The sequence below is a fragment of the Ectorhizobium quercum genome (assembly GCF_026552795.1).
Taxonomy (GTDB): Bacteria; Pseudomonadota; Alphaproteobacteria; order Rhizobiales; family Rhizobiaceae; genus Ectorhizobium; species Ectorhizobium quercum.
This window is the reverse complement of the sequence record NZ_JANFPI010000001.1, coordinates 26,320-47,042: the sequence shown is the minus strand read 5'-3', so window position 1 is coordinate 47,042 and position 20,723 is coordinate 26,320. Positions and strand designations below refer to the sequence as shown.

Annotated in this window: 21 protein-coding genes; 10 read left to right on the top strand and 11 right to left on the bottom strand. The window is 61.7% G+C overall.

The window, feature by feature from the left end:
• Positions 1-4 precede the first annotated feature (4 nt).
• Positions 5-715: an aspartate/glutamate racemase family protein gene (locus NOF55_RS00195; RefSeq protein WP_306410154.1), complete on the bottom strand. Its 711-nt coding sequence runs from the start codon at positions 713-715 to the stop codon at positions 5-7.
• 76 nt (positions 716-791) lie between these two features.
• Positions 792-1,640 carry a transporter substrate-binding domain-containing protein gene (locus NOF55_RS00190; protein ID WP_306409305.1) on the bottom strand — a complete coding sequence of 283 codons (849 nt, stop codon included), beginning with the start codon at positions 1,638-1,640 and terminating at the stop codon, positions 792-794.
• A 214-nt stretch (positions 1,641-1,854) separates the two neighbouring features.
• On the opposite strand from NOF55_RS00190, the gene NOF55_RS00185 reads away from it, so the two are divergent.
• Positions 1,855-2,775, top strand: coding sequence for a LysR substrate-binding domain-containing protein (locus NOF55_RS00185; protein WP_306409304.1), 921 nt, complete (start codon positions 1,855-1,857; stop codon positions 2,773-2,775).
• Between the two features lie 33 nt (positions 2,776-2,808).
• Here NOF55_RS00185 and NOF55_RS00180 read toward each other — a convergent pair whose 3' ends face one another.
• Together NOF55_RS00180 and NOF55_RS00175 are read right to left on the bottom strand one after the other, a co-directional pair.
• On the bottom strand, positions 2,809-3,378 hold the full coding sequence (locus tag NOF55_RS00180) for a putative glycolipid-binding domain-containing protein (RefSeq protein ID WP_306409303.1): 570 nt from the start codon (positions 3,376-3,378) through the stop codon (positions 2,809-2,811).
• Positions 3,379-3,432: 54 nt separating this feature from the next.
• Positions 3,433-4,320 carry a DMT family transporter gene (locus NOF55_RS00175; protein WP_306409302.1) on the bottom strand — a complete coding sequence of 296 codons (888 nt, stop codon included), beginning with the start codon at positions 4,318-4,320 and terminating at the stop codon, positions 3,433-3,435.
• A gap of 194 nt (positions 4,321-4,514) precedes the next feature.
• Here NOF55_RS00175 and NOF55_RS00170 point away from each other — a divergent pair, with 194 nt between their 5' ends.
• Positions 4,515-5,114, top strand: coding sequence for a LysR family transcriptional regulator (locus NOF55_RS00170; protein WP_306409301.1), 600 nt, complete (start codon positions 4,515-4,517; stop codon positions 5,112-5,114).
• 146 nt (positions 5,115-5,260) lie between these two features.
• Here NOF55_RS00170 and NOF55_RS00165 read toward each other — a convergent pair whose 3' ends face one another.
• The 7 genes from NOF55_RS00165 to NOF55_RS00135 form a co-directional block, all read right to left on the bottom strand.
• Positions 5,261-5,602, bottom strand: a complete 342-nt coding sequence (locus tag NOF55_RS00165) for a hypothetical protein (protein WP_306409300.1) — start codon at positions 5,600-5,602, stop codon at positions 5,261-5,263.
• Complete coding sequence (locus NOF55_RS00160) at positions 5,595-6,164, bottom strand: hypothetical protein (RefSeq protein ID WP_306409299.1); 570 nt, start codon at positions 6,162-6,164, stop codon at positions 5,595-5,597. Before NOF55_RS00160 ends, NOF55_RS00165 begins: the two co-directional genes overlap by 8 nt.
• A gap of 102 nt (positions 6,165-6,266) precedes the next feature.
• Positions 6,267-6,710, bottom strand: coding sequence for a regulatory protein GemA (locus NOF55_RS00155; RefSeq protein ID WP_306409298.1), 444 nt, complete (start codon positions 6,708-6,710; stop codon positions 6,267-6,269).
• Entirely contained in the window at positions 6,697-7,011 is a 315-nt protein-coding gene (locus tag NOF55_RS00150) for a hypothetical protein (RefSeq protein WP_306409297.1), read from the bottom strand. Before NOF55_RS00150 ends, NOF55_RS00155 begins: the two co-directional genes overlap by 14 nt.
• Positions 6,998-7,819, bottom strand: coding sequence for a hypothetical protein (locus NOF55_RS00145; protein ID WP_306409296.1), 822 nt, complete (start codon positions 7,817-7,819; stop codon positions 6,998-7,000). The genes NOF55_RS00150 and NOF55_RS00145 overlap by 14 nt, the downstream gene beginning before the upstream one ends.
• Before the next feature lie 9 nt (positions 7,820-7,828).
• Positions 7,829-8,581: an AAA family ATPase gene (locus NOF55_RS00140; RefSeq protein ID WP_306409295.1), complete on the bottom strand. Its 753-nt coding sequence runs from the start codon at positions 8,579-8,581 to the stop codon at positions 7,829-7,831.
• Between the two features lie 62 nt (positions 8,582-8,643).
• Entirely contained in the window at positions 8,644-10,419 is a 1,776-nt protein-coding gene (locus tag NOF55_RS00135; RefSeq protein WP_306409294.1) for a transposase domain-containing protein, read from the bottom strand.
• A 396-nt stretch (positions 10,420-10,815) separates the two neighbouring features.
• On the opposite strand from NOF55_RS00135, the gene NOF55_RS00130 reads away from it, so the two are divergent.
• The 8 genes from NOF55_RS00130 to NOF55_RS00095 all read left to right on the top strand — a co-directional run bounded on the left by NOF55_RS00130 (position 10,816) and on the right by NOF55_RS00095 (position 20,688).
• Positions 10,816-11,325, top strand: a complete 510-nt coding sequence (locus NOF55_RS00130; protein ID WP_306409293.1) for a helix-turn-helix domain-containing protein — start codon at positions 10,816-10,818, stop codon at positions 11,323-11,325.
• A 111-nt stretch (positions 11,326-11,436) separates the two neighbouring features.
• Entirely contained in the window at positions 11,437-11,841 is a 405-nt protein-coding gene (locus NOF55_RS00125; protein WP_306409292.1) for a LysR substrate-binding domain-containing protein, read from the top strand.
• Between the two features lie 191 nt (positions 11,842-12,032).
• Entirely contained in the window at positions 12,033-12,521 is a 489-nt protein-coding gene (locus NOF55_RS00120) for a DUF6985 domain-containing protein (RefSeq protein ID WP_306409291.1), read from the top strand.
• Between the two features lie 133 nt (positions 12,522-12,654).
• On the top strand, positions 12,655-13,704 hold the full coding sequence (locus NOF55_RS00115) for a site-specific integrase (RefSeq protein ID WP_306410153.1): 1,050 nt from the start codon (positions 12,655-12,657) through the stop codon (positions 13,702-13,704).
• Between the two features lie 653 nt (positions 13,705-14,357).
• Positions 14,358-16,307, top strand: a complete 1,950-nt coding sequence (locus tag NOF55_RS00110; protein WP_306409290.1) for a PrkA family serine protein kinase — start codon at positions 14,358-14,360, stop codon at positions 16,305-16,307.
• A gap of 34 nt (positions 16,308-16,341) precedes the next feature.
• Complete coding sequence (locus NOF55_RS00105) at positions 16,342-17,655, top strand: YeaH/YhbH family protein (protein ID WP_306409289.1); 1,314 nt, start codon at positions 16,342-16,344, stop codon at positions 17,653-17,655.
• A gap of 22 nt (positions 17,656-17,677) precedes the next feature.
• A complete protein-coding gene (locus tag NOF55_RS00100) occupies positions 17,678-19,213 on the top strand; it encodes a SpoVR family protein (protein ID WP_306409288.1) in 1,536 nt (511 codons plus the stop codon).
• 419 nt (positions 19,214-19,632) lie between these two features.
• Positions 19,633-20,688 (top strand): ABC transporter substrate-binding protein, encoded by a 1,056-nt coding sequence (locus NOF55_RS00095; RefSeq protein WP_306409287.1) that lies wholly within the window; start codon positions 19,633-19,635, stop codon positions 20,686-20,688.
• Positions 20,689-20,723: the final 35 nt, after the last annotated feature.

Below are 20,723 nucleotides of genomic sequence, written 5' to 3'. Positions count from 1 at the left end.
CCCTTTATTTTTCCTGGGCGACGGTGCGCCCGAGCATGGCGGCGCTGGCATGCAGCCACCGTCCAAGCGTCAGAACATCGAAGACCGGCAGACCGAAACGCTTCGCGATGTCCGGCGAAAACGGCGGCAGATTGGTGCATTCGAGCACGATCGCCCCGATTCCGGACGATCGCGCCAGCAAGGCTGCGACCGTGCCGAGAAGCTCCTCTTCCAACATCTCCCTCCGGTAAGGCACCTCTCCCTCGATCATCTCGTGGAAACGGCCGCCTTTCGGCAGGCCGGCGACCAGCACCGGTTCGGCCACGCCGGCTTCGGCGAAATGCGCCGCTGTCAGCGAATGTTCGTCATAGGTGACGACCCCCACCGTTTTCCCCGCCGGCAACAGGCGCTGCACGGCCGGAATCTGCAACAGGCTGGAGGTTGCCAGCGGCAGTTTCAACCGTGCGGCAAGATACGACTGCCGCCGCACCAGAAAACCGCAGGAGGTGACGAGCGCACATGCACCCTGCCGCCCGAGATCCTCGCCGGCTTCCACGAAAGCATCGAGAAGCCGTTCCTCCCTGCCGTCGATGACGGAGCGCGCCGTCGCGCCCGCCACCGTCCGGTAGAGCACGGGGAAAGGCCAGCTCAAGGCGTTGCCCACGTCTCCGGGCGGGCGCTCGAAACGGGTGTCGAGCATGATGACCCCCAGGGGCGGGGCGCTGCGCACGGGCATGACCATCGAAACCTTGCCGACCCATTCTTTCTTTCGGGAAGCGACGCCCCTCGTTTCCGACGGGCGCCATCGCACCTTAGAACGTGAGGCTTGCCGGGATGTCTTCCGGCTTGATGTTCGCGAGGGAAAGGCTCGACACGATCCAGGTCTTCATCGCTCCCAGCGAACGGTTGTATTCGAGCCAGTTGTCGACGAAACGCAGGAAGCGGCCATCCGGGTCCGCGCGGACGCCGGCGCAGGTCGGTTGCGCGCTGATCGGGGTCGGAACGATGATCGTGCCGACCGACGGGTTCTTCTTGACCGTGGCGAGCGAGTTCATCGCCACCTGGACGGAAAGGTCCGCACGGCCGGACACGAGCGCCGCCGTCACGTCGTTGAAGGTCGGAAGCGCGTTGAGCGTCGATTTGGGCAGCGCGCTGCGGGCGAAGGTATCCTGCGTCGAACCGATATCGACGGCGACGCGAAACTCCGGCTTGTTGAAATCCTCCCACGTCTCGCCTTCGATGCCCGAACGCGCGACCAGCGTGAAGGTATTGTTCATGATCGGGCGGGTGAACTCGACGATCAGGGCCCGCGTCGGCGTCGGGCTGAGGCCGAACATGATGTCGATCTTGTCGGCTTGCAGGTCCAGCACCGCATTGGCCCAGGTCGTTTCGCTGACTTCGATCTCGGCTTCCAGCGAGGCAGCCAGATCCTTGGCCATGCTGATGCAGAAGCCCGACCACTCGCCGCTGATGAGATCCTTGTGGTAATAGGGTTCCGTGCCCGGAATGCCGGCAATGCGGAGCTTCTTCGTCCGGCGAATCTTGTCGAAAGTCGATTCGTTTACGGACGACTGCGCCACGGCCGGCGTGGCAAGCGCCGCAACGGCCGCTCCCGTGCCCGCAAGCCCGATGAGTCCCGCAAAATCTCGTCTGTTCATCATTTTGCATTCCCCTCTTTTGTATTCGACATTTGTATTGTCTGGTTCACGGCAGGTGCATCATACCCGATAGCCGCCACCTGGCCCGCCCGCGTCTGTTTATTTTTTGTGCATCGATAGCGAGTGCCTATTTGTGGATCAATTCCCTTCAAAACGCAAAACTTGAAAAGTTGGTTCGTCATGAGTAATCGTCATGATGGCAACCGGAGCGACCTTCATGCGACGCTTTCTTCCCTCCCTGTCGGCGCTCCAGGCCTTCGAGGCTGCCGCCCGGCACCAGAGCTTCACCAAGGCCGGTGAGGAGCTGGGCATGACCCAGAGCGGCATCAGCCGCCAGATCCAGAATCTGGAGACGTTCCTCGGCATCCGGCTGTTCGAGCGCATCGGCTCGCGCCTCACCCTGACCGGCCTCGGCAACAAATACTTCCTGGAAATCACGCAAAACCTCAACAGGCTGGAAGAGGTGTCGATGGATGCGGTGCGGGGCCGCACGGCCGATGCGTCGCTGATGATCGGCGCGGCGCCGACGCTCGAAACGCGCTGGCTCCTTCCCCGGCTCGGCAGCTTCCTGAGCGAGCATCCCGACATTCCGGTCGAGATAACGACGCTCGGGGCCGAACCCGACTTCAGGAACGACGGCATCGATATCGCCATCATGCGCGGTTTCGGGACCTGGCCCGACGCGCGCGCCAAGCCGCTGTTCGACGAGGAACTGGTCGTCGTTGCCTCCCCGAAGATCGTTCCGCCCGGCAGTCCGCAGGAGCCGCTGGATTTCGCGCGCTATCCGATCCTGCAAAATGCCAGCCGGCCCAGCCTGTGGCTCATCTGGCTGAGGGTTTCCAAGCTCAACTACAGCGGCCGCATCCAGGGCGTCCGGCTCTCGACGAGCGAGTTGCTGATCCAGGCGGCCGTCAACGGCATCGGCCTGGCGGTCGTCCCGCCCCAGTTCGTGAAACGCGAGATCGAGCGCGGGGAATTGCACACGCCCTTCGGGCCGCCCGTCCGATCCGGCGAAGGCTACTGGGTGGTGCAATCCGAACGCGAATCGCAGCATGAAAACGCCGCCGCCTTTCGAAACTGGCTGCTGCGCGAGGCCGTCAGGGAGCGCAATGCCTGCACCGCGCGGCCGCCTGCCTGACGGCTCCCCCTCGCCTGCGACGGGATCGAGGCTTCATGCGGGAAGGATGCGGCGAAACGTGTCCGGATAGTCCAGCACAAGGCCGGCCGCATCGAATTCCAGTTCGGCGCTGAAGCCGCGGAACAAACCTTCGTACCGGTAGCGGCGGTTCGCGACGAGGCAGGTATAGCGCTGTTTCGCGGGTCTGGGGAGAAAGGGTCCGTCGACCTGCGCCGGCAGGGGGACATAGGCCGCGACGATGTCGCGGCTCTGGCACGGCTCCAGCCGCAGGCGTTTGACAGGCAAGGTGTTCGTCGCCGGCGTGACGCCTATATCGACATCGATGGCCCCGTCGAGTGCCGGAATGGACACGCGGCCAATCATGTCATGCCAGTGGCCCTCGCCATCCGCCGTGACGTGAAGCTGCGGGCCGTCCACATAGGAAACCCTGACTTCGCGCGTGCGGAAATCGGCGACGGTCCTGACGGTGTAGCAGGCGCCGTACAGGCCTTCGCGCGTGCCGGCGACGACGCCCTCGAGAAGCAGGCCTTCCGGGCCTTCTCGCATGTAGCAATGCTCGAGACCGTTTCCCTGCCAGTCGCACCAGCGAACAATCGTCTTCATGTCTCTCTCCGGATCGGTCCATTCGGGACGGCGAAAACCGTATCGATGCGCATGTCAGCCGCTGCGCACGATCTTCAGGCCGATCAGGGCGATCAGAACCGCTCCGACCACGGCCGGCATATCGGGCAACGTGCCGAATACGAGGAAACTCAGGATCGTCGCCGAGACGATCTCGAGGTAGTTGAGCGGGGCGAGGCTGGATGCCGGTGCCTGCGAAAAGGCGACGGTGATGGCCACATGCGCGGCGGTCGAGACGATGCCGATCGCCGCCAGCGCCAACCATGCGCTGCCGTCGAGCGGCTGGAAAATCCTCCCCGAATCGCCATGCACGGCGCCCATCGACACCGTGACCGCCGCCAGGAACACCGCGCCGGTGAAGGCGGCCACGACGAGCATCGCGAGGGGTGAGCCCTGCTTTGCGGCCATGCGGGTGAGGAGAAAGTAGCCGGCGAAACAGAAGGCGGCCATGAGGGGAAGCAATGCCGCCATACCCACCACATCCGTGCCCGGCCGGGTGATCAGCAGAACACAGGGAAATCCGGTGAGGCACAGCAGCACGGTGCCGCGTTTGACACGCTCGCGCAGCACCACGCCACCAAGCAGGGTGAGGATCAGGGGCGTGAGGAAAAGGATCGCGGTCGATGTCGGCAACGACAGGTATCGCAGCCCCGAAAAGAAAAGCCCCGTCGCCGAGGCGAGCGCGACGCCGCGGGCTGCATTCGTCCATGTGCATGCCGCCCTCAGATCGTCGACGACCGGGCGGATCACGCCGCCCTTGCCGGCGGCACCTGCCTGCGCCACCATCAGCGGCATGAGCAGGAGAGTCAACAGCCCCTGGGCCACGAACCGGGCCAGTGCGACGTGCCAGCCGGACAGGCCGTCGGTCACGAGCACCTTCGCGATCACATCCATGACCGGAATGGCCAGCGTGCCGAATGCCATCAGCGACAGCGCTCCCCGCCGGCTCGCATCTGCCGGCACCGGGATGGCCGGGGACGATGGGGCGGGCGAATGCGGACCTTGGATCATCGTGGCTCCCGGAGCGTTTCGAGCAAAAGCGCAGGCTGCGGACGTCGGGGCCGCCGGGGACGGCGGCGTCCTTTGCCGCCTTGCCCCAGAGCTATGCCGGAAATACCATGTCGTCTATGGAAACCTTGTCATCGATATATGAACCGACAGGACACACCGACGCTTCGCCGGTGGTGCGCCAGGTTTTACGGTCGGACGCCATGCGGGTCGTGCTGGCCGTCGCGGAACTCGGCTCCGTGCGCTCTGCGGCGAACGCGGTGGGGCTGACGCCCTCGGCCGTCAGCAAACAGCTCCGGCGGATGGAGGAGCAACTGGGGCGGCAGCTCTTCGTGCGGTCGCACAAGGGGCTGGTCCCCAACGCGGAGGGCGAAGCCCTGGCGGATTTCGCCCGGCGGTTTCTCTCGCTGGCCGGCGAGGTGGGAGACCGCTTCGGGCGCGAACTGGTGACGGGCCACGTGCGGCTCGGCATTACCGACGACGTCGGGCTCGCGCGCATGCCGGAACTGATGCGCCGCTGCGCCGCCGTCCATCCGGGATTGCGGATCGCGCTGAAGGTGGCCTATTCGTCGGAACTGCTGGAATCGACCCGGTCGCGATCCTTCGATCTCGCCATTCTTTCCGATGGCGGCGCGGGATTGCCCGCCGACGCCATTCGCCTCCAGCCCGAACCGCTGGTGTGGGCCGTTTTGTACAGTCACATGGTTTGACCCTGCCGGACAGATGGTTTGACCTGGGATCATGCGGGATCATCCAATGATATCCGGTCATATTCAAACGGGGATGGGATCGTTTGGGAGGCTCGTGGGCGGAAGTATAAAAATTCCGCATGAAGTAAAGAAAACGCCCTCAAATCCTATCTCCCTCCCTTTTTGATGGCATCGAGAAACCGGAAGATCGTGGACCATGACGGCGTGGCATTGCCAAAACGTTCCTTGCAAGCCGCCGTGACCTGCGCAACCGTCATCGTCGCGGCGCACTCGATGATGAATTCCGCCATCTCTGGATTTTTGGCGATCTTGGAACCGGAGATAGCGCGGTAGCTGGCGATCTTCTTGCGCTGGACGCTGGTATCAGCAGCAGCCTTCATCGCCTCGTACTCCGAAACAGGAATTGTGATCGTGTCCTCGTGAAGAGCCAGCTTATTGCAGGTCAGGCACCGCTCCAAGCCCATGATGCTGCCAACACCCTTATTCATGCTCGTTCTCCATCGTGACGGTTCGTGTGGGCCGCTGGCGTAGCTTCGTCCAGTGGCGGTATATGGCGGACTTGGACGGAACGTTCTCGGCTCCGAACCGCGCCTGGCATTCGGCAATGACATCATCAATGTGCTTGGTGCCGAGTGTCGTCGCGAGGAATTCGGCCAGTGCTGGGTTCTTATCGACCGCTGACGCATGTGGACCGAATGCACCGCCAAACAAGGCGCGGTTCGTCATCGCCTGCTCATCATTGAGGGCGGCTTGCCGACGAAGCCGCGCCCAATGGGCATATATCCTTTTCACGCTCGGCGCGTTTTCTTCACCAAATCGGATGCGGCATTGGAAGAAGATTTCATCGACGGGCATCGTGCCGAGAACCGACGCGAGGAATGCCGCTATCTCGGGATTCGCGTTGATTTTCGTCGGTCTGGGCCGACGCTGGGCTTTACGCAGCCGGTTTTCACGGACGAACGCCTCGTATTCGTGAAGCGGCACCACGGCGTATTTCTGGCGGTCGATCTTCGCCACCTGAATGTCAAAGTACCTGATCTTCTTCGGCATGTGCTTTCCTTCGATTTCTGGCCCACAGGGGCGCTTGAATGAGAAAAGGCCGCAGAGCATCGTTCCGGGTTGGAAACGCGCTCTACGGCCTTTGAAGCAGCTTCAAATCCCGTCTTTCTGCCGTGAGGTCATCCGCTTGAGGGCAGTAATGATCTTCGAGGCCTTGGCGACATCAACGAACCGGAGAGCCGATACCTTGTGGAAACGGGACAGCCAGTTGTTGAGGGCCGTTTCCTTCTCGTCTCCCTCGCTATGGTATTTCAGCCATAGCGCCCGGATGAGATCGACCTGCGCAGGGCTTGCCATGCCACGGCGCTCACCGAAGCCCGAAGACGATGCAGAGGTCGATTTGAAGCCCAGCGCCGCCATGTATTTCATGACGCTGGTGAAGCCGGAGGCGTTGAGATCGGCGGCACTGTCGCAATGGCCGTATCGGGCCAGAATGGCCCGATAGTCTTCGTCGGTCAGCCCCAGTTCGCGCTTGGCCACGTGAAGAAGGGCGATCTGCTTTTTCGTCGCAGGTGCGACGGCGCTATTCCTTGCCATCGCGCTCTCTCCGGAAGAAGATCGGATGTTGCTTGATGACGGCGAGTTCTGAGGCGATACGCCCCATATGCTCTTCGGTCGTATAGAGAAGCGACACAGCCGCCGCATACAGATCAGGCAAACTATCATCCGGGCTGAGATAGTGCTTTGCGACAACCGGGAGGAAACTGCGCACCTGCGCTATGTAATCGTCCAGCTCATCGGCAAGCCCAGCCAATGAAGACCGCAAGCCACCTACCGTATCGGCATGGCATACGCTCTCATCGCCTTCAAATGCGTCTTCCAACTCATGCTCCTGCATAGGATGCTCCTTTGTCTTCCTGCGAACGGTTGCGCCTGATCAGGCGGAGGGCGTGAATCAGCGAAACGGACTGGCGCATATCGCTGATTTTCTCTTCGAGCGCCCGCAGTTCGGCGCTAAGAGCGTCGTCGGGCATATCTTCCAATTCCTCGGTGGTCGGAGGCATGAGCGCCTTCTCAAGCCGCCCGGTGAGTTCCTTCAACTGATCAACGCCGGGTTTGGGCCAATCGTATTTCGCGCCTCGCGTCTGCCCCATACGATCCAGTAGAGCCGAGATTTTCCATGTGAGTTCGCCTTCCTCGGCAAGGCATTCCAAGGACGTCATCTGCTCACGTGGTTTGGTGGGGATGAGCGCCAGAAAGTCCTTGGCATCGCGCTCTCTCAGCCGCCGCCGCTCCCGTTCATCAAGGATTTCGGTAACGAGATAGGCTTCCTGCATGTACTGGAATGCCGTTGTCAGGGCATAAGTGGCCTGTTCCATCGCGGTTTCGGGCTGTTCCGCCCCTTCGGCAATGCGATGGCGGATGATGCTCAAGGCTGTCATCTCGTCCCAAATGACCGTAATCGCCTTGCGGAGATCGGCTTCGAACGTTTCCACGTCGCGGAAAAGGCCGGAGTGACCTTCGATGCGGTCACAATCCCAATCAACGGCCTTCATGGCGGCATGCCCATAATACGGGCCATTGTAGCCAAGGCGATTGGGGAGCGGCCTCAGGTTCAACACATCTTGCCCGCCGACGCGGGAGGTGGTGTCGCGGTTGAACCCACGCGAGGCGGGCATTTCAACATGGTGGTCAGTGGTAGACATATCCGGTCCTCACGCTTCGATGACGGTTTCTTGGAGGGATGCCCACGCCTTGCGGACATGCTCGAAAGTGACGGGGTTCCCTGCGGCCAATGCCATTCGGCGAGCCAAACGGAAGGCTTTCGCGATCCGGCGCAATCCCGTCGGGTTGCTGGCAAAAGCGCGCAGAAACTCGCGGGATCGCCTGTCCGTCAGGCCCCATGCGTCAAAGAGGGCATCGGCATCTTCGGCACGGGCCGCACCGATCCGCAAGGGAGCCGTGATACGGCCCGCGAGTTGCGGAAGGCGGGCGATCTTGTCGGCAAGGTCCAGATGGCCGCAGAAGGCGATGGCAACACCGCTACGGTCATGAATGGTCCTGATGACCTCGAACCCCTTGCTGTTCAGGTGCTGGGCCTCATCGCAAAGGATGATGCCTTCCGTTCCCTGAACACGACTGACGATCTGGCGGCGAACGTCATCGGGCTTGCTCGGCACTTCGGTAATGCCCACCGCCTTGGCGACTTCCGTCAGGGTCGCGAACACGCTCCCGATATCGTCGGAAAACTGGCAATACCAGACGCTAGTTTCGGTGCTTTTCAGGCGCTCCATTGCCTGTGTCTTGCCGATCCCGGGCATTCCCGAAACCGAAACGATCTCGCCGTCTTCTTTCGCCAGCATCAAGGTTGCCAGAATATGTTCGGAGGTCGGCGTAGAGACGTAAACCCTTGTCGGGTCGCCCTGTTGCTGTTCGGGCGGTGGCGTTGTAGTGTTCCTGCTGTCCATTCCACATTCCTTTCCGGTTTTGGATATGGCCGAAGGCGGTTGCGACGCCTTCGGCCAGACACTCAGTCGTCAAAGCCGACCAAGCGCTTTTCGATCTCCCTGCCTTTTCGGGACAGTTCGATGACTTCCCTCAGAAGAGCCGAGTTGTCCTGCTGAGCGGGCGTCGGCTTTCTGGTGAAAATGGGCTGTATGATTGAAGGCGACGGCGGTGTGCTGATAGGCAACGGCGCAACGGCCGACTTCATTTCGATCTGCGACATGCGCCCGATAGCCTTGGCCTTGGCCTTCGTAGCCTTGATAGAATTACGCTTTTCGCGGGCGTAGGCCTTTGCGTCTTCCTCGGAATTGAAGCCGCGAGCCTCAAGGCAGACGATCCGTTCGGCAATGTATCGGCCATCAACCGTTTCAGCCCAAACGGGGTCTTTCAAATTGTCGGGGTCATAGAAAACGACGATTTCCTGACCTGCGTAACGCAACAATTCCGGGTGATGGAAACGGTTTTCGTGAGGGCGCTTGCCGATAGTCACCGTACCGGACGGTGACACCGTGCGACGGATAGCGGTGAAGAAGAAGTATCGGCGCTGGAACTCCGCCAACTGGCGAACCTGTGTCGTCTCCAGTCCGGCTTGAAAGGCCTGACGGTGCGAGATTTTGTAAGCCACCTTGCTCTTGCGGTCGGTACGGGTGTTGTAGTGCTCGACGGCCTCGGCAAGGACCTGCTCGAAAAGGGCGAGATCGATAGCGGTTTCCGCATAGTTCTCAGGCTTTTCGGTAGGATTGCGCCCGGTGTAGGCTCCGGCGCAACGCGGGTCTTTCTCCGAACGCTCCTTCACCTCGGCAAAGCACCGTTCAACGGTCTTTGAACGACCGTTATAGGGCTTCGTAAAGATCGGTTCGCAGCCGACGCGGGGCAGGATACCGGGGAGATCGGTTTCCTTGATCTTGAAGCGGTTACGCTTCTTTGCGCCTGCTGTGATCGTCTTATTGGCGGCGGCGCGGGTGTTGTCGAACTGGGCCACCTTGGCAATGCCATAGGTAACGAATGACTGGCAGAGCGCCCTACGATACGCATCGGCGCTTTCCGTCTCGCCCACGTGATAGGACAGCATCATGTTGGTGGCCACGTCCTGCACCATGACGACGCATACGCGAATGATGCGCTGATCGGGCAACCGGACGAAAAGGTCCCATTCGCGTCCGTCGAGGCTGATCATGTCCAGCGGCTTCATACCGGAGCGATCACGCCCGGAGTGAGGATGCGCATTTTGCAATGCCTCCTCACCGTCGCGCCAGAGAATTCGGACATCGGCAGGCAAGGCATCCCAGCGCCGTTTCAGGGTCTTGGCGCTTGGAACCTCACCCCAGCCGTTCTTGACAGCGGCACGCACTGTGCGTTCCCACACTGCCTGTGCCTGCGGCTGCTCCATTCGACCATAATCAGCAAAGAAATAGCTGAGGATTTCCTGCGAGATATCCTCTTTCTGGCGAGGTTTGTAATCCTTGACGAGTGAGGGAAGCCAATCGGCTTCAGGAACCTCTCTGACAGCCTTCCACGCCCGTTTGACGGTGGAAACACTGGAACCATGTATGTTCGCCACGTCAACGAGGGCAACCGTCAAGCTCTTGCCCTCGGCAATGAGCGCAGCAACCGCTTTCAGCATTCCGTAGCGAGCTTCGGCATCGGCACGAAGTGAGGCAGGGGCCTCAGCGAACCTTTGCCAAGAAGAACGGCGCTCTGCATCGCCATCAGTGTCGGTCTGCGTATCTACAAGGCCCTGCAAGGCGACAGGTAGCGTTTCATACTGGTAGATGAAACCAAGCTGATTACCTTTTGCCATCCCTGTTTCTTGAACGGCACCAAGTTTAGCGAGTTGACGAATGAGGGTTGACTTATGTGTTGAAAGTCCCGCCGCATTCGCTATGGCCCGAATTGTGGACAGTGAGATGTATCTCATATGCCCGCCCCGCGACCGCGAAGATATGCTACGATTTGCGCCCGAATTTCCGCAGCCCTCGGGCCATCCCACGATCCAACAAGAGCCGAGCGCACGTTTTGCTGATGATAACCGTTGGCCTTGCACCAAGAGTGAAGGCTTTCACCAATGGTTATAAATGCGCCGCGAACGCTCGCATTCAGTTGCGGGCCGGGTTCAGGACGGTTATGATGTGTTGTTTTTTGGTTCATTATGAGGATTTAATAGTCCAAATCGAACCAGTTTGCAAGGGTGTTTATTATGGCGATTGTTGACGCCAAAGTCGTGTTGGAACGGTTGAAGTTTAAGCTCTCGGTGAAGACCGATGCCGAGCTTGCAGAGAAATTGGGCGTTCCTTATCAGACGCTTAACTCATGGAAAAAAAGGGGATCGATCCCTATGGATGTCCTCGTGGAGGCATCCGAAAAGTACCGCATTTCTCTCGACTATATGTTCACATTGAACAACACCGTTGAGGATGAGGATTATATCTACCTCATGTATGAGGCTGCTGAGATTGCTGCCGGGGAAGCATTCGATGAGCAAAAGGCCGAAAATCTGAATCGCGAAGAATTTCTAGTCTATTTCCGCCGTCTTCGGATGAATTTTGAGCATCAGTGCATTAAACTCTCTCTAAGAGAGAAAATAGAACTTAGAAATGCTATATCTGTAATTAAAGATGATTGGTACAGTAAGGGAGTTGTTGGGAAATATACACCAAGAGCGCAACCCTTCGTGTTTCGGCCTGACAGAGATGATGCAGAGACGTAATCGGCCGTAAAATCCCGCCACACCTAGAAGAATGCGCACACCTTTGGCGATTTAGCCGCCTTTATATTTCAATGAGTTACAATGCTGATCCGCCACACTTAGTGTGCGGAAATGGCTCTTTTTGCCCGGAAGGGTCAAACCATCTGTCCGCCCTCAGCCGTGCGCCGCACCGGGCCGGACCTCCCCGTCCCCCTGCCGCTCGTCGTTTCCGAGCAAGGGTGCCGATGGCGGGCCCGCGCCATCGAAGCGCTGGAAGAACAAAAGCGTTCCTTCGAAATCGTATGCACCAGCAAGGCGACCGGCGGCCAGCTGGCGGCGGTGCAGGCCGGCCTGGGGGTTTCGCCCCTGCCGGCATCCGTCATTGCAGGCCATGCCGAAATCCGGGTGCCGCCGGAAGGCCTCCCCCTTCTCGATCCCTGCGAACTCGGACTGGTCCGTGCCGAGGGGGCGAGAACGAGCCGGCCGGTCTCCAGCGTGGTCAAGGAAATCCTGGCGGTTTTCGGCATTCCGCGCTGACAGACGCCGGCCGCATCGTGGTGTCAGGTGGAAATCGTGGTGTCAGGTGGAAGAGGAAGCCGGCCCCTTTCATCCGACACCCCTCGCCTTCGGCACCCAAATCAGGCTAGGATTCCATCCGAAGAGGGCGAATCCGGTATGAAATCCGCATCTCGATCCATATCAGCCATTGCTGTGGAGATTTCACGTCCATGATCCAGGTTCCCTATTTCGACAATGCCGAGGTCGAACTGGCCGAGGACATCGACGATCCCGATGCGGCAACGGCGCTACAGGCATTTCTCTCGCTCACCGCCGCGGACCGGCTGGCGGACTCCCGCCATGTGTTTGCCTACTACCGCGACTTTCACGAAGCCGTTGGCGGCGAGGACTGGCTCGACGAGCGGATGGGCGTGCCGGAAACCCCCGCCGACATCTGGAAGCATGTGACCCCCGGGCCCGTCCTGTTCGAAAACGGCAGGAAGGACGACACCAGCTGGTATGTCGTGATGGAAGCGGAATGCCGGTGGGAAGAAGAGCACGGCCTGATGATGGTGTGGCGAAACGGCACGGCCCTTTGCAAGGTCGGCGGTTATGACGGACATCCCACCAATGTGAACGCCTATGCGGATCCCGGCCTCGCCGATGTGGTCTATGCCGCGACGAACAAGACATACAGGACGTATCTGAATGGAAAATGAAATAACGGCATTCGGGGACGGCGACGAGCGAAATGGCGGCACGGACCGCCTCGTCGAGGCGGCGCATGCCGGCAGCGCTGCGGCCCAACGGGCGACGGGCGACGGGCGCCCGGATGGCGAATCCGCGTCTTCAATGCCGCGGGACACGCCTTTTCCTCTCTCCGCGCAGCCGCAGAACGCGAAAGGCGGTGCCCTTCCGGGTCATCTTGCCGGCCTGACGGAACGGGCCCGCTCCTATGTCGAGGCCGCCAGTTCCGCCAACACGCGGCGCGCCTATGCCTCGGACTGGAAGCATTTCTCCACCTGGTGCCGGCGCCAGAACCTGTCTCCCCTGCCCCCCGACCCGCAGGTCGTCGGCCTCTACATCACCGCCTGCGCTTCCGGCACCGCCGAACGCGGCATGAAGCCGAACACCGTGTCGACGATCGAACGGCGCCTGTCGGCCATCAGCTGGAATTGCGCCCAGCGCGGCATGTCGCTCGACCGCCGCGACCGCCATATCGCCACCGTGCTGGCCGGCATCCGCAACCGTCACGCCGCGCCCCCGCGCCAGAAGGAAGCGATCCTGCCGGAGGATCTGATCGCCATGCTGGAAACGCTCGACCGCGGCACCCTGCGCGGCCTGCGCGACCGCGCCATGCTGCTGCTCGGCTTTGCCGGCGGCCTGCGCCGCTCGGAGATCGTCGGCCTCGATTGTTCGCGCGGCGAGACGGAGGACGGCCGCGGCTGGATCGAAATCTTCGACAAGGGCATGCTGATCACCCTGCGCGGCAAGACCGGCTGGCGCGAGGTGGAGGTTGGCCGCGGTTCGTCGGATGCGACCTGCCCCGTCGTCGCCGTCGAGACCTGGCTCAAATTCGCCAGGATCATCCGGGGTCCGCTCTTTCGTCGCGTCCGCGGCCGGGGAAAGGACGTCGGCCCGGAGCGCCTCAACGACCAGGAAGTCGCCCGCCTCATCAAACGGGCCGCCCTGGCCGCCGGCGTGCGCGGCGACCTGTCCGAGGCGGAACGCGAGCAGAAATTCTCCGGCCACTCGCTGCGCGCAGGCCTCGCCTCCTCGGCGGAAGTGGACGAACGCTATATCCAGAAACAGCTTGGCCACGCCTCCGCCGAAATGACCCGCCGCTACCAGCGCCGCCGGGATCGCTTCCGCGTCAACCTGACCAAGGCAGCCGGGCTCTGACGCCGGGAAACTGAAAACACAAGCCCACACCGGCGCGGGCTGCGATCACGCCGGGGCGATTCGTTGTCCGGCACCGGAACGGGAACGCATCGGGTCATTATTTTGCGCCGCGGTCGATATTCCGGCCATCGGCGGCCGTCGAATCCGAAAGACGATTGCCCACTTCCGGACGGCTCCTCACAAAGATATGATGGACCATTGCGGCGACAGGGGCGGTGAGAACTGCGAAAATGCCTCATTCGAAGATTGGGATGATTCGAACGGCGCGGATGCCCCAAGGGTGCAGTGCAAACCGGGCCGTTGCGTCGGATCATGCGGTCTGGCCGTCCTGGCCGGGTGCCGGATATGGGACAGCCTGCACTCAATCCGGATGGAAGGTGACGGGCGACCACATTCATTTGATCGCCATCGCTATCTCTTCCGGCATTAGATCGGTATGATGTCTTCGAGACCTGCATGATTCGAAGCGATCGCAGGTGGAGCCTCACCAAGACCATGAAGATGCTTCGCCTGTAATGTTCACAAATGGTGGAACAGGCTGGAGGCTCAGGTGACGCTCCTTTCCGGTTTCGAAGTTTTCGGCAGCAATGCCGTCAAAAGGCCCTTTTGTCAGCCAACCGTGTTCCGTTCGATTCTCTTGTCGCGAGGTCCACATGCAATCGCAGGATTCTGACGTCTTCCGCCTCTTCTCGGAGATCTACAGCAGCGAAACGCAAGAGGAGATGAGCCTTCAACAATATCTCCTTGCTTGCCGCGAGAACCCGTCCATGTACGCCACGGCGGCCGAACGAATGGTCAAGTCGATCGGCGAGCCGAAGCTGATCGACACCAGTACGGATGCCCGGCTGGGCCGGATCTTCACCAACCGGACCATCAAGATCTATCCGGCCTTCGCCGATTTCTACGGCATGGAAGAGACGATCGAGCGGATCGTCGGCTATTTCCGCTACGCGGCCCAGGGGCTGGAGGAGCGCAAGCAGATCCTCTATCTGCTCGGCCCCGTCGGCGGCGGCAAGTCGTCGCTGGCCGAACGGCTGAAGAAGCTCATGGAGAAGGAGCCGATCTACACGCTGAAGATCGGCGACCAGATCAGCCCGATCTTCGAATCGCCGCTCGGCCTGTTCCATCCCGACCGCATGGGCGATCTTCTCGAGGACAAGTACGGCATCGCGCGCCGGCGGCTGACCGGCATCATCTCGCCGTGGGCCGCCAAGCGGCTCGACGAGATCGGCGGCGACATCTCGAAGTTCAGCGTCGTCAAGCTGACGCCGTCGCGCCTGCGCCAGATCGGCATCGACAAGACCGAGCCGGGCGACGAGAACAACCAGGACGTTTCCTCGCTCGTCGGCAAGGTCGACATCCGCCAGCTCGAGCATTTCAGCCAGTCGGACCCCGACGCCTATTCCTACAGCGGCGGCCTGAACCGGACCACGCAGGGGTTGCTGGAATTCGTCGAGATGTTCAAGGCGCCGATCAAGGTGCTGCACCCGCTGCTGACGGCGACGCAGGAAGGCAACTACAACGGCACCGAGAATTTCGGCGCCTTCCCCTTCCAGGGCATCATCCTCGCCCATTCCAACGAATCGGAATGGCTCCAGTTCAAGAACAACAAGAACAACGAGGCCTTCCTCGACCGCATCCTGGTGGTCAAGGTGCCCTATTGCCTGCGCGTCACGGAAGAGCGGCAGATCTACGAGAAGCTGCTGCGCGAAAGCGAGCTGGCCGACAGCCCCTGCGCGCCGGAGGTTCTGGAGACGCTGAGCCGCTTCACCGTGTCGACCCGGCTGACCGTCCACGAGAACTCGCCGCTCTACACCAAGATGCGCGTCTATGACGGCGAGAACCTCAAGGACGTCGACCCCAAGGCGAAGTCGGTTCAGGAATACCGCGACGCCGCCGGCGTCGACGAGGGCATGACCGGCATCAGCACCCGCTTTGCTTTCAAGGTGCTGTCGCAGACCTTCAACTACGACACCAGGGAGGTGGCGGCCGATCCCGTCCATCTGATGTACGTTCTCGAACAGGCGATCCGGCGCGAGCAGTTCCCGCAGGAGATCGAGGCGCGCTATCTCGACTTCATCAAGTCCGAGCTGGCGTCGCGCTATGCCGAGTTCATCGGCCACGAGATCCAGAAGGCCTATCTGGAGTCCTACAGCGAATACGGGCAGAACCTGTTCGACCGCTACATCGCCTATGCCGACGCATGGATCGAGGACCAGGACTACAAGGACCCCGACACGGGGCAGATCCTCAACCGAGAGATTCTCGATCGCGAGCTGTCGCAGATCGAGAAGCCCGCCGGCATCGCCAACCCGAAGGATTTCCGCAACGAGGTGGTGAAGTTCACCCTGCGGGCCAGGGCGAGGAACAACGGCCAGAACCCGTCCTGGACGAGCTACGAGAAGCTGCGCGAGGTGATCGAGAAGCGCATGTTCGGCCAGGTCGAGGACCTGCTGCCGGTCATCAGCTTCGGTTCCAAGAAGGACAGCGCCACGGAAAAGCAGCACACCGAGTTCGTCCAGCGCATGGCCGAGCGCGGCTATACCGAACGGCAGGTGCGGCGGCTGGTCGACTGGTACATGCGGGTGAACAAGGCAGGGTGACGGCGAGCCGGACGTCGGGAAAAGAGACCATCTCATGCGGAATTTCATCGACCGTCGTCTGAACCCGAAGGACAAGAGCCTTGGCAACCGCCAGCGTTTTCTTGCACGGGCCCGCAAGGAACTGAGGCGTATCGTCACCGAGCAGATCAAGACCGGCAAGATCGCCGATGTCGATGCCGAACATGTCGTGCCGATGCCGGTCGGCGGCACTTCCGAGCCGAGTTTCCGGCCGGCGGCCGGCAGCGGCAGCCATGCGCACGTCCTGCCGGGCAACAAGGAGTTCATGCCCGGCGACCTTCTTCCCAAGCCGCTCGGCAGCGCCGGCGGCGGCGCCGGCAGCGAGGGTGCCGGCGGCGACGGCGACATGCAGGACGATTTCCGGTTCGCGCTGTCGCGTGAGGAGGTTCTCGACCTGTTCTTCGAGGATCTGGAACTGCCCGATCTCGTCAAGCTGGACCTGAAGGAGATCGTGTCCTTCCGGTCGCGCCGGGCCGGCTATGCCGTGACCGGCGCGCCGACCAACATCAATGTCGGGCGCACCATGCGCAACAGTTTCGGCCGCCGGCTGGCGCTCGGGCGGCCGAAACAGGCGCAGCTGGACGCGATCGCGGCCGAGATCGCCGCGCTCGAAGCCCGGAAGAAACCCGATGCGGAGACCGGCAAGCGTCTGGACGCCCTGCGCAAGGAACTGGACAGGCTGCTGCGCAAGCGCAAGCTGGTGGCCTATGTCGATCCGGTCGATATCCGCTTCAACCGGCTGGAGCCGCAGCCGGTGCCCAACGCCAATGCGGTGATGTTCTGCCTGATGGACGTTTCCGGCTCGATGGGCGAGCGGGAAAAGGATCTGGCCAAGCGCTTCTTCGTGCTTCTGCATCTCTTCCTGAAGCGGCGTTACGAGCGCATCGAGATCGTCTTCATCCGCCACACCCACGAGGCCCGCGAGGTGGACGAGGAGACCTTCTTCTACAGCCCGCAGAGCGGCGGCACGACGGTGTCGACGGCGCTGGAGGAGATGCGGCGCATCATCGAGGAGCGCTATCCGAGCGGAAGCTGGAACATCTATGCCGCGCAGGCCTCCGACGGCGACAACGCGGCCAGCGATTCGGACCGCTGCGTCGGGCTGCTGGACCAGGAGCTGATGCGGCTTTGCCAGTATTACGCCTATGTCGAGATCATCGACGAGCGCGAGAGCCACATCTTCCGGTCGGCGGAAAACGGGACCGCGCTCTGGCGCTCCTACCGCCGCGTCTGCGACAAGTGGAGCAATTTCCAGATGACGCGGATCGCCACGCCCGGCGATATCTATCCGGTTTTCAGGAAGCTCTTCTCCCGGCAGGCAGCCGAATGAAACGATGGGACGGTAGGGAAACATGAGCAGGCAAGCCCGCACGTCAGACCTTCTGTTCGACGGATCCGACTGGAATTTCGCAACGCTCTCGCGCACCTACGACGCGATCGAGACCGTCGCCCTCGAGGACCTCCAGCTCGACGTCTACCCCAACCAGATGGAGATCATCTCCTCCGAGCAGATGCTGGACGCCTATTCCTCGATCGGCATGCCGCTGATGTACCGGCACTGGTCGTTCGGCAAGCGCTTCGTGCGCGAGCAGCACCTCTACCGCAAGGGCTATCTCGGCCTCGCCTACGAGCTGGTGATCAACTCGAACCCCTGCATCACCTATCTGATGGAGGAGAACACGATGGCCATGCAGGCGCTCGTCACGGCGCACGCCGCCTTCGGCCACAACCACTTCTTCAAGAACAACTATCTGTTCCGGCAATGGACCGATGCGGCGGCGATCCTCGACTACATGGAATTCGCCAAGTCCTACATCGCCCGCTGCGAGGAAAAGCACGGGCTGGCGGCGGTCGAGTCGATCCTCGACGCGGCGCACGCGCTGATGGACCAGGGCGTGTTCCGCTACCGCCGTCCGCCGCGGCTTTCCATGCAGGCCGAACGCGAGCGGATACGCGACCGGCTGGAGCATGAGGAGCGCACCTTCAGCGATCTGTGGCGGACGTTGCCGGCTTCCCGCGACGACGCCATTTCGGACCGGCCCGACGACGAGGCGGAGCGCCGCAAGGCGCTCAACCTGCCGGAGGAGAACCTGCTCTACTTCCTGGAGAAGACCAGCCCGGTGCTGGAGCCGTGGCAGCGGGAAATCCTGCGCATCGTCCGCGTCGTCGCGCAATATTTCTATCCGCAGCGCCAGACCAAGGTGATGAACGAGGGCTGCGCCACCTTCGTCCACTACACGATCATGAACACGCTGTTTGACCAGGGCAGGATCGGCGAAGGGACGATGCTGGAAATCCTGCAAAGCCACTCCAACGTCGTCTTCCAGCCGTCTTTCGACGATCCGCGCTTCTCGTCCTTCAACCCGTACGCGCTGGGCTTCGCGATGATGCAGGACATTCAGCGCATCTGCACCGAACCGACGGCGGAGGATCGCGACTGGTTTCCCGACATCGCCGGCAATGGCGACTGGCGTGCGACGCTGCTGGACGCCTGGGCCAATCATCGCGACGAATCCTTCGTCCTCCAGCACCTGAGCCCGGCGCTGATGCGGAAATTCCGGATGTTCGTGCTGGACGACGAGGCCGGCGAAACCCACTACAAGGTCGCCTCGATCCACGACGAGCGCGGCTACGCGAAGGTGCGCGCGGCGCTGGCCCGCAGCTTCGACGTCAGCGCGAACCAGCCGGATATCCAGGTGGCCGATGTCGATCTTCTCGGCAACCGGCACCTGCGCCTGCAACACACCGTCCATGACGGCATCCTGCTGGCCGAGGGCAGCCGCGACGCCACCTTGCGCCATGTCCGCCGCCTGTGGGGCTACGACGTCAGCCTCGTCGGCGTCGATCCCGCAGGGGAGACGCTTTACGAAGCCTCGTCGGACGGCTGACGGGCCACCGAGGCCCGCTTCGACCATGCAGGCGGATTTTCAGTCTGCCTGACGTCCCCCTCCAGCCACGCCTTCCCCTGCCGGACCTCGTTCACGCCGAAAGCGGGGTGGACGGTTTCCACGAAATGCTGCGCGGCAGAGCGCCTGCTTCAGGAGCCGCGCTGCCGATTTTCCGGCGATGGCCTGCGGACCCGCATCGACGCCTCGCATCAGGAAAAGCCTGAAAATCCCAAGACATGGGCGAAAGACCGTTTGCCTGAAAATGTGCAGCGAGCCCCGCCGGTTGCGCCCGAGCGGGTTTGCGCCGCGAAAAGCGGTTGCAATATTGCAGAAAAAATGCAAGATAAAATTCGCCAGCACAGTGAAGCATTGGCCTGAACGGTGCTCAGGGGAATTCACAACAAATTGGGGATATCAAAATGAAGACTGCCCACAGGACAGCCATCTTCGGCGCGGCCATTCTGGCCTCCGCCGGCCTTTTCACGGCGCAATCCGCCGCCGCCAGAGACCTCACCATCTCCTCCTGGGGAGGAAACTTCCAGGACGCCCAGCGCGAGATCTTCTTCAAGCCCTTCGCCGAGAAAACCGGAAAACCGGTGCTGGACGAGTCGTGGGATGGCGGCTTCGGCGTTCTTCAGGCCAAGGTGAAGGCCGGCGCACCCAACTGGGACGTCGTTCAGGTCGAAGCCGAGGAACTGGAACTCGGTTGCTCCGACGGCCTGTTCGAAACCATCGACTGGAGCAAGGTGGGCGACAAGAGCAAGTTCCTGCCGGCAGCAGTCAGCGATTGCGGCGTCGGCGCCATCGTGTGGTCGACGGCCATCGCCTATGACGGCGCGAAGCTTGCGGAAGGCCCGCAGTCCTGGGCCGATTTCTGGGACGTGGAAAAGTTTCCGGGCAAGCGTGCCCTGCGCAAGAGCGCCAAGTACACGCTCGAATTCGCGCTGCTGGCCGACGGCGTCGACAAGGACGAGGTCTATGAGGTGCTGTCGACGCCGGAGGGCGTGGACCGCGCGTTCAGGAAGCTCGAGGAACTCAAGCCGAACCTCGTCTGGTGGGAAGCCGGCGCCCAGCCGCTTCAGCTTCTGGCCTCCGGCGAAGTCGTCATGACCTCCGCCTATAACGGCCGCATCACCGGGATCAACCGCAGCGAAGGCAAGGACTTCAAGGTCGTATGGCCGGGCAGCATCTACGCCATCGACAGCTGGGTGATCCTGAAGGGAGCGGAAAACAAGGATGCCGCGCAGGATTTCATCGCCTTTGCGAGCCTGCCGGAAAACATGGCCAAGCTGCCGCCCTACATCGCCTACGGCCTGCCCAACACGGACGCAGCTGCCGCGGTCGCGCCGGAATATGCCGCCGACCTGCCGACGGAAAGCGCAAACATCGCGGACGCCATTTCGCTGGACGTCGATTTCTGGATCGACAACTCCGAGGCTCTGACCCAGCGCTTCAACGCCTGGCTCGCACGCTGAACGATCCTTTCGACGATTGACCGCAAGACGCGGGC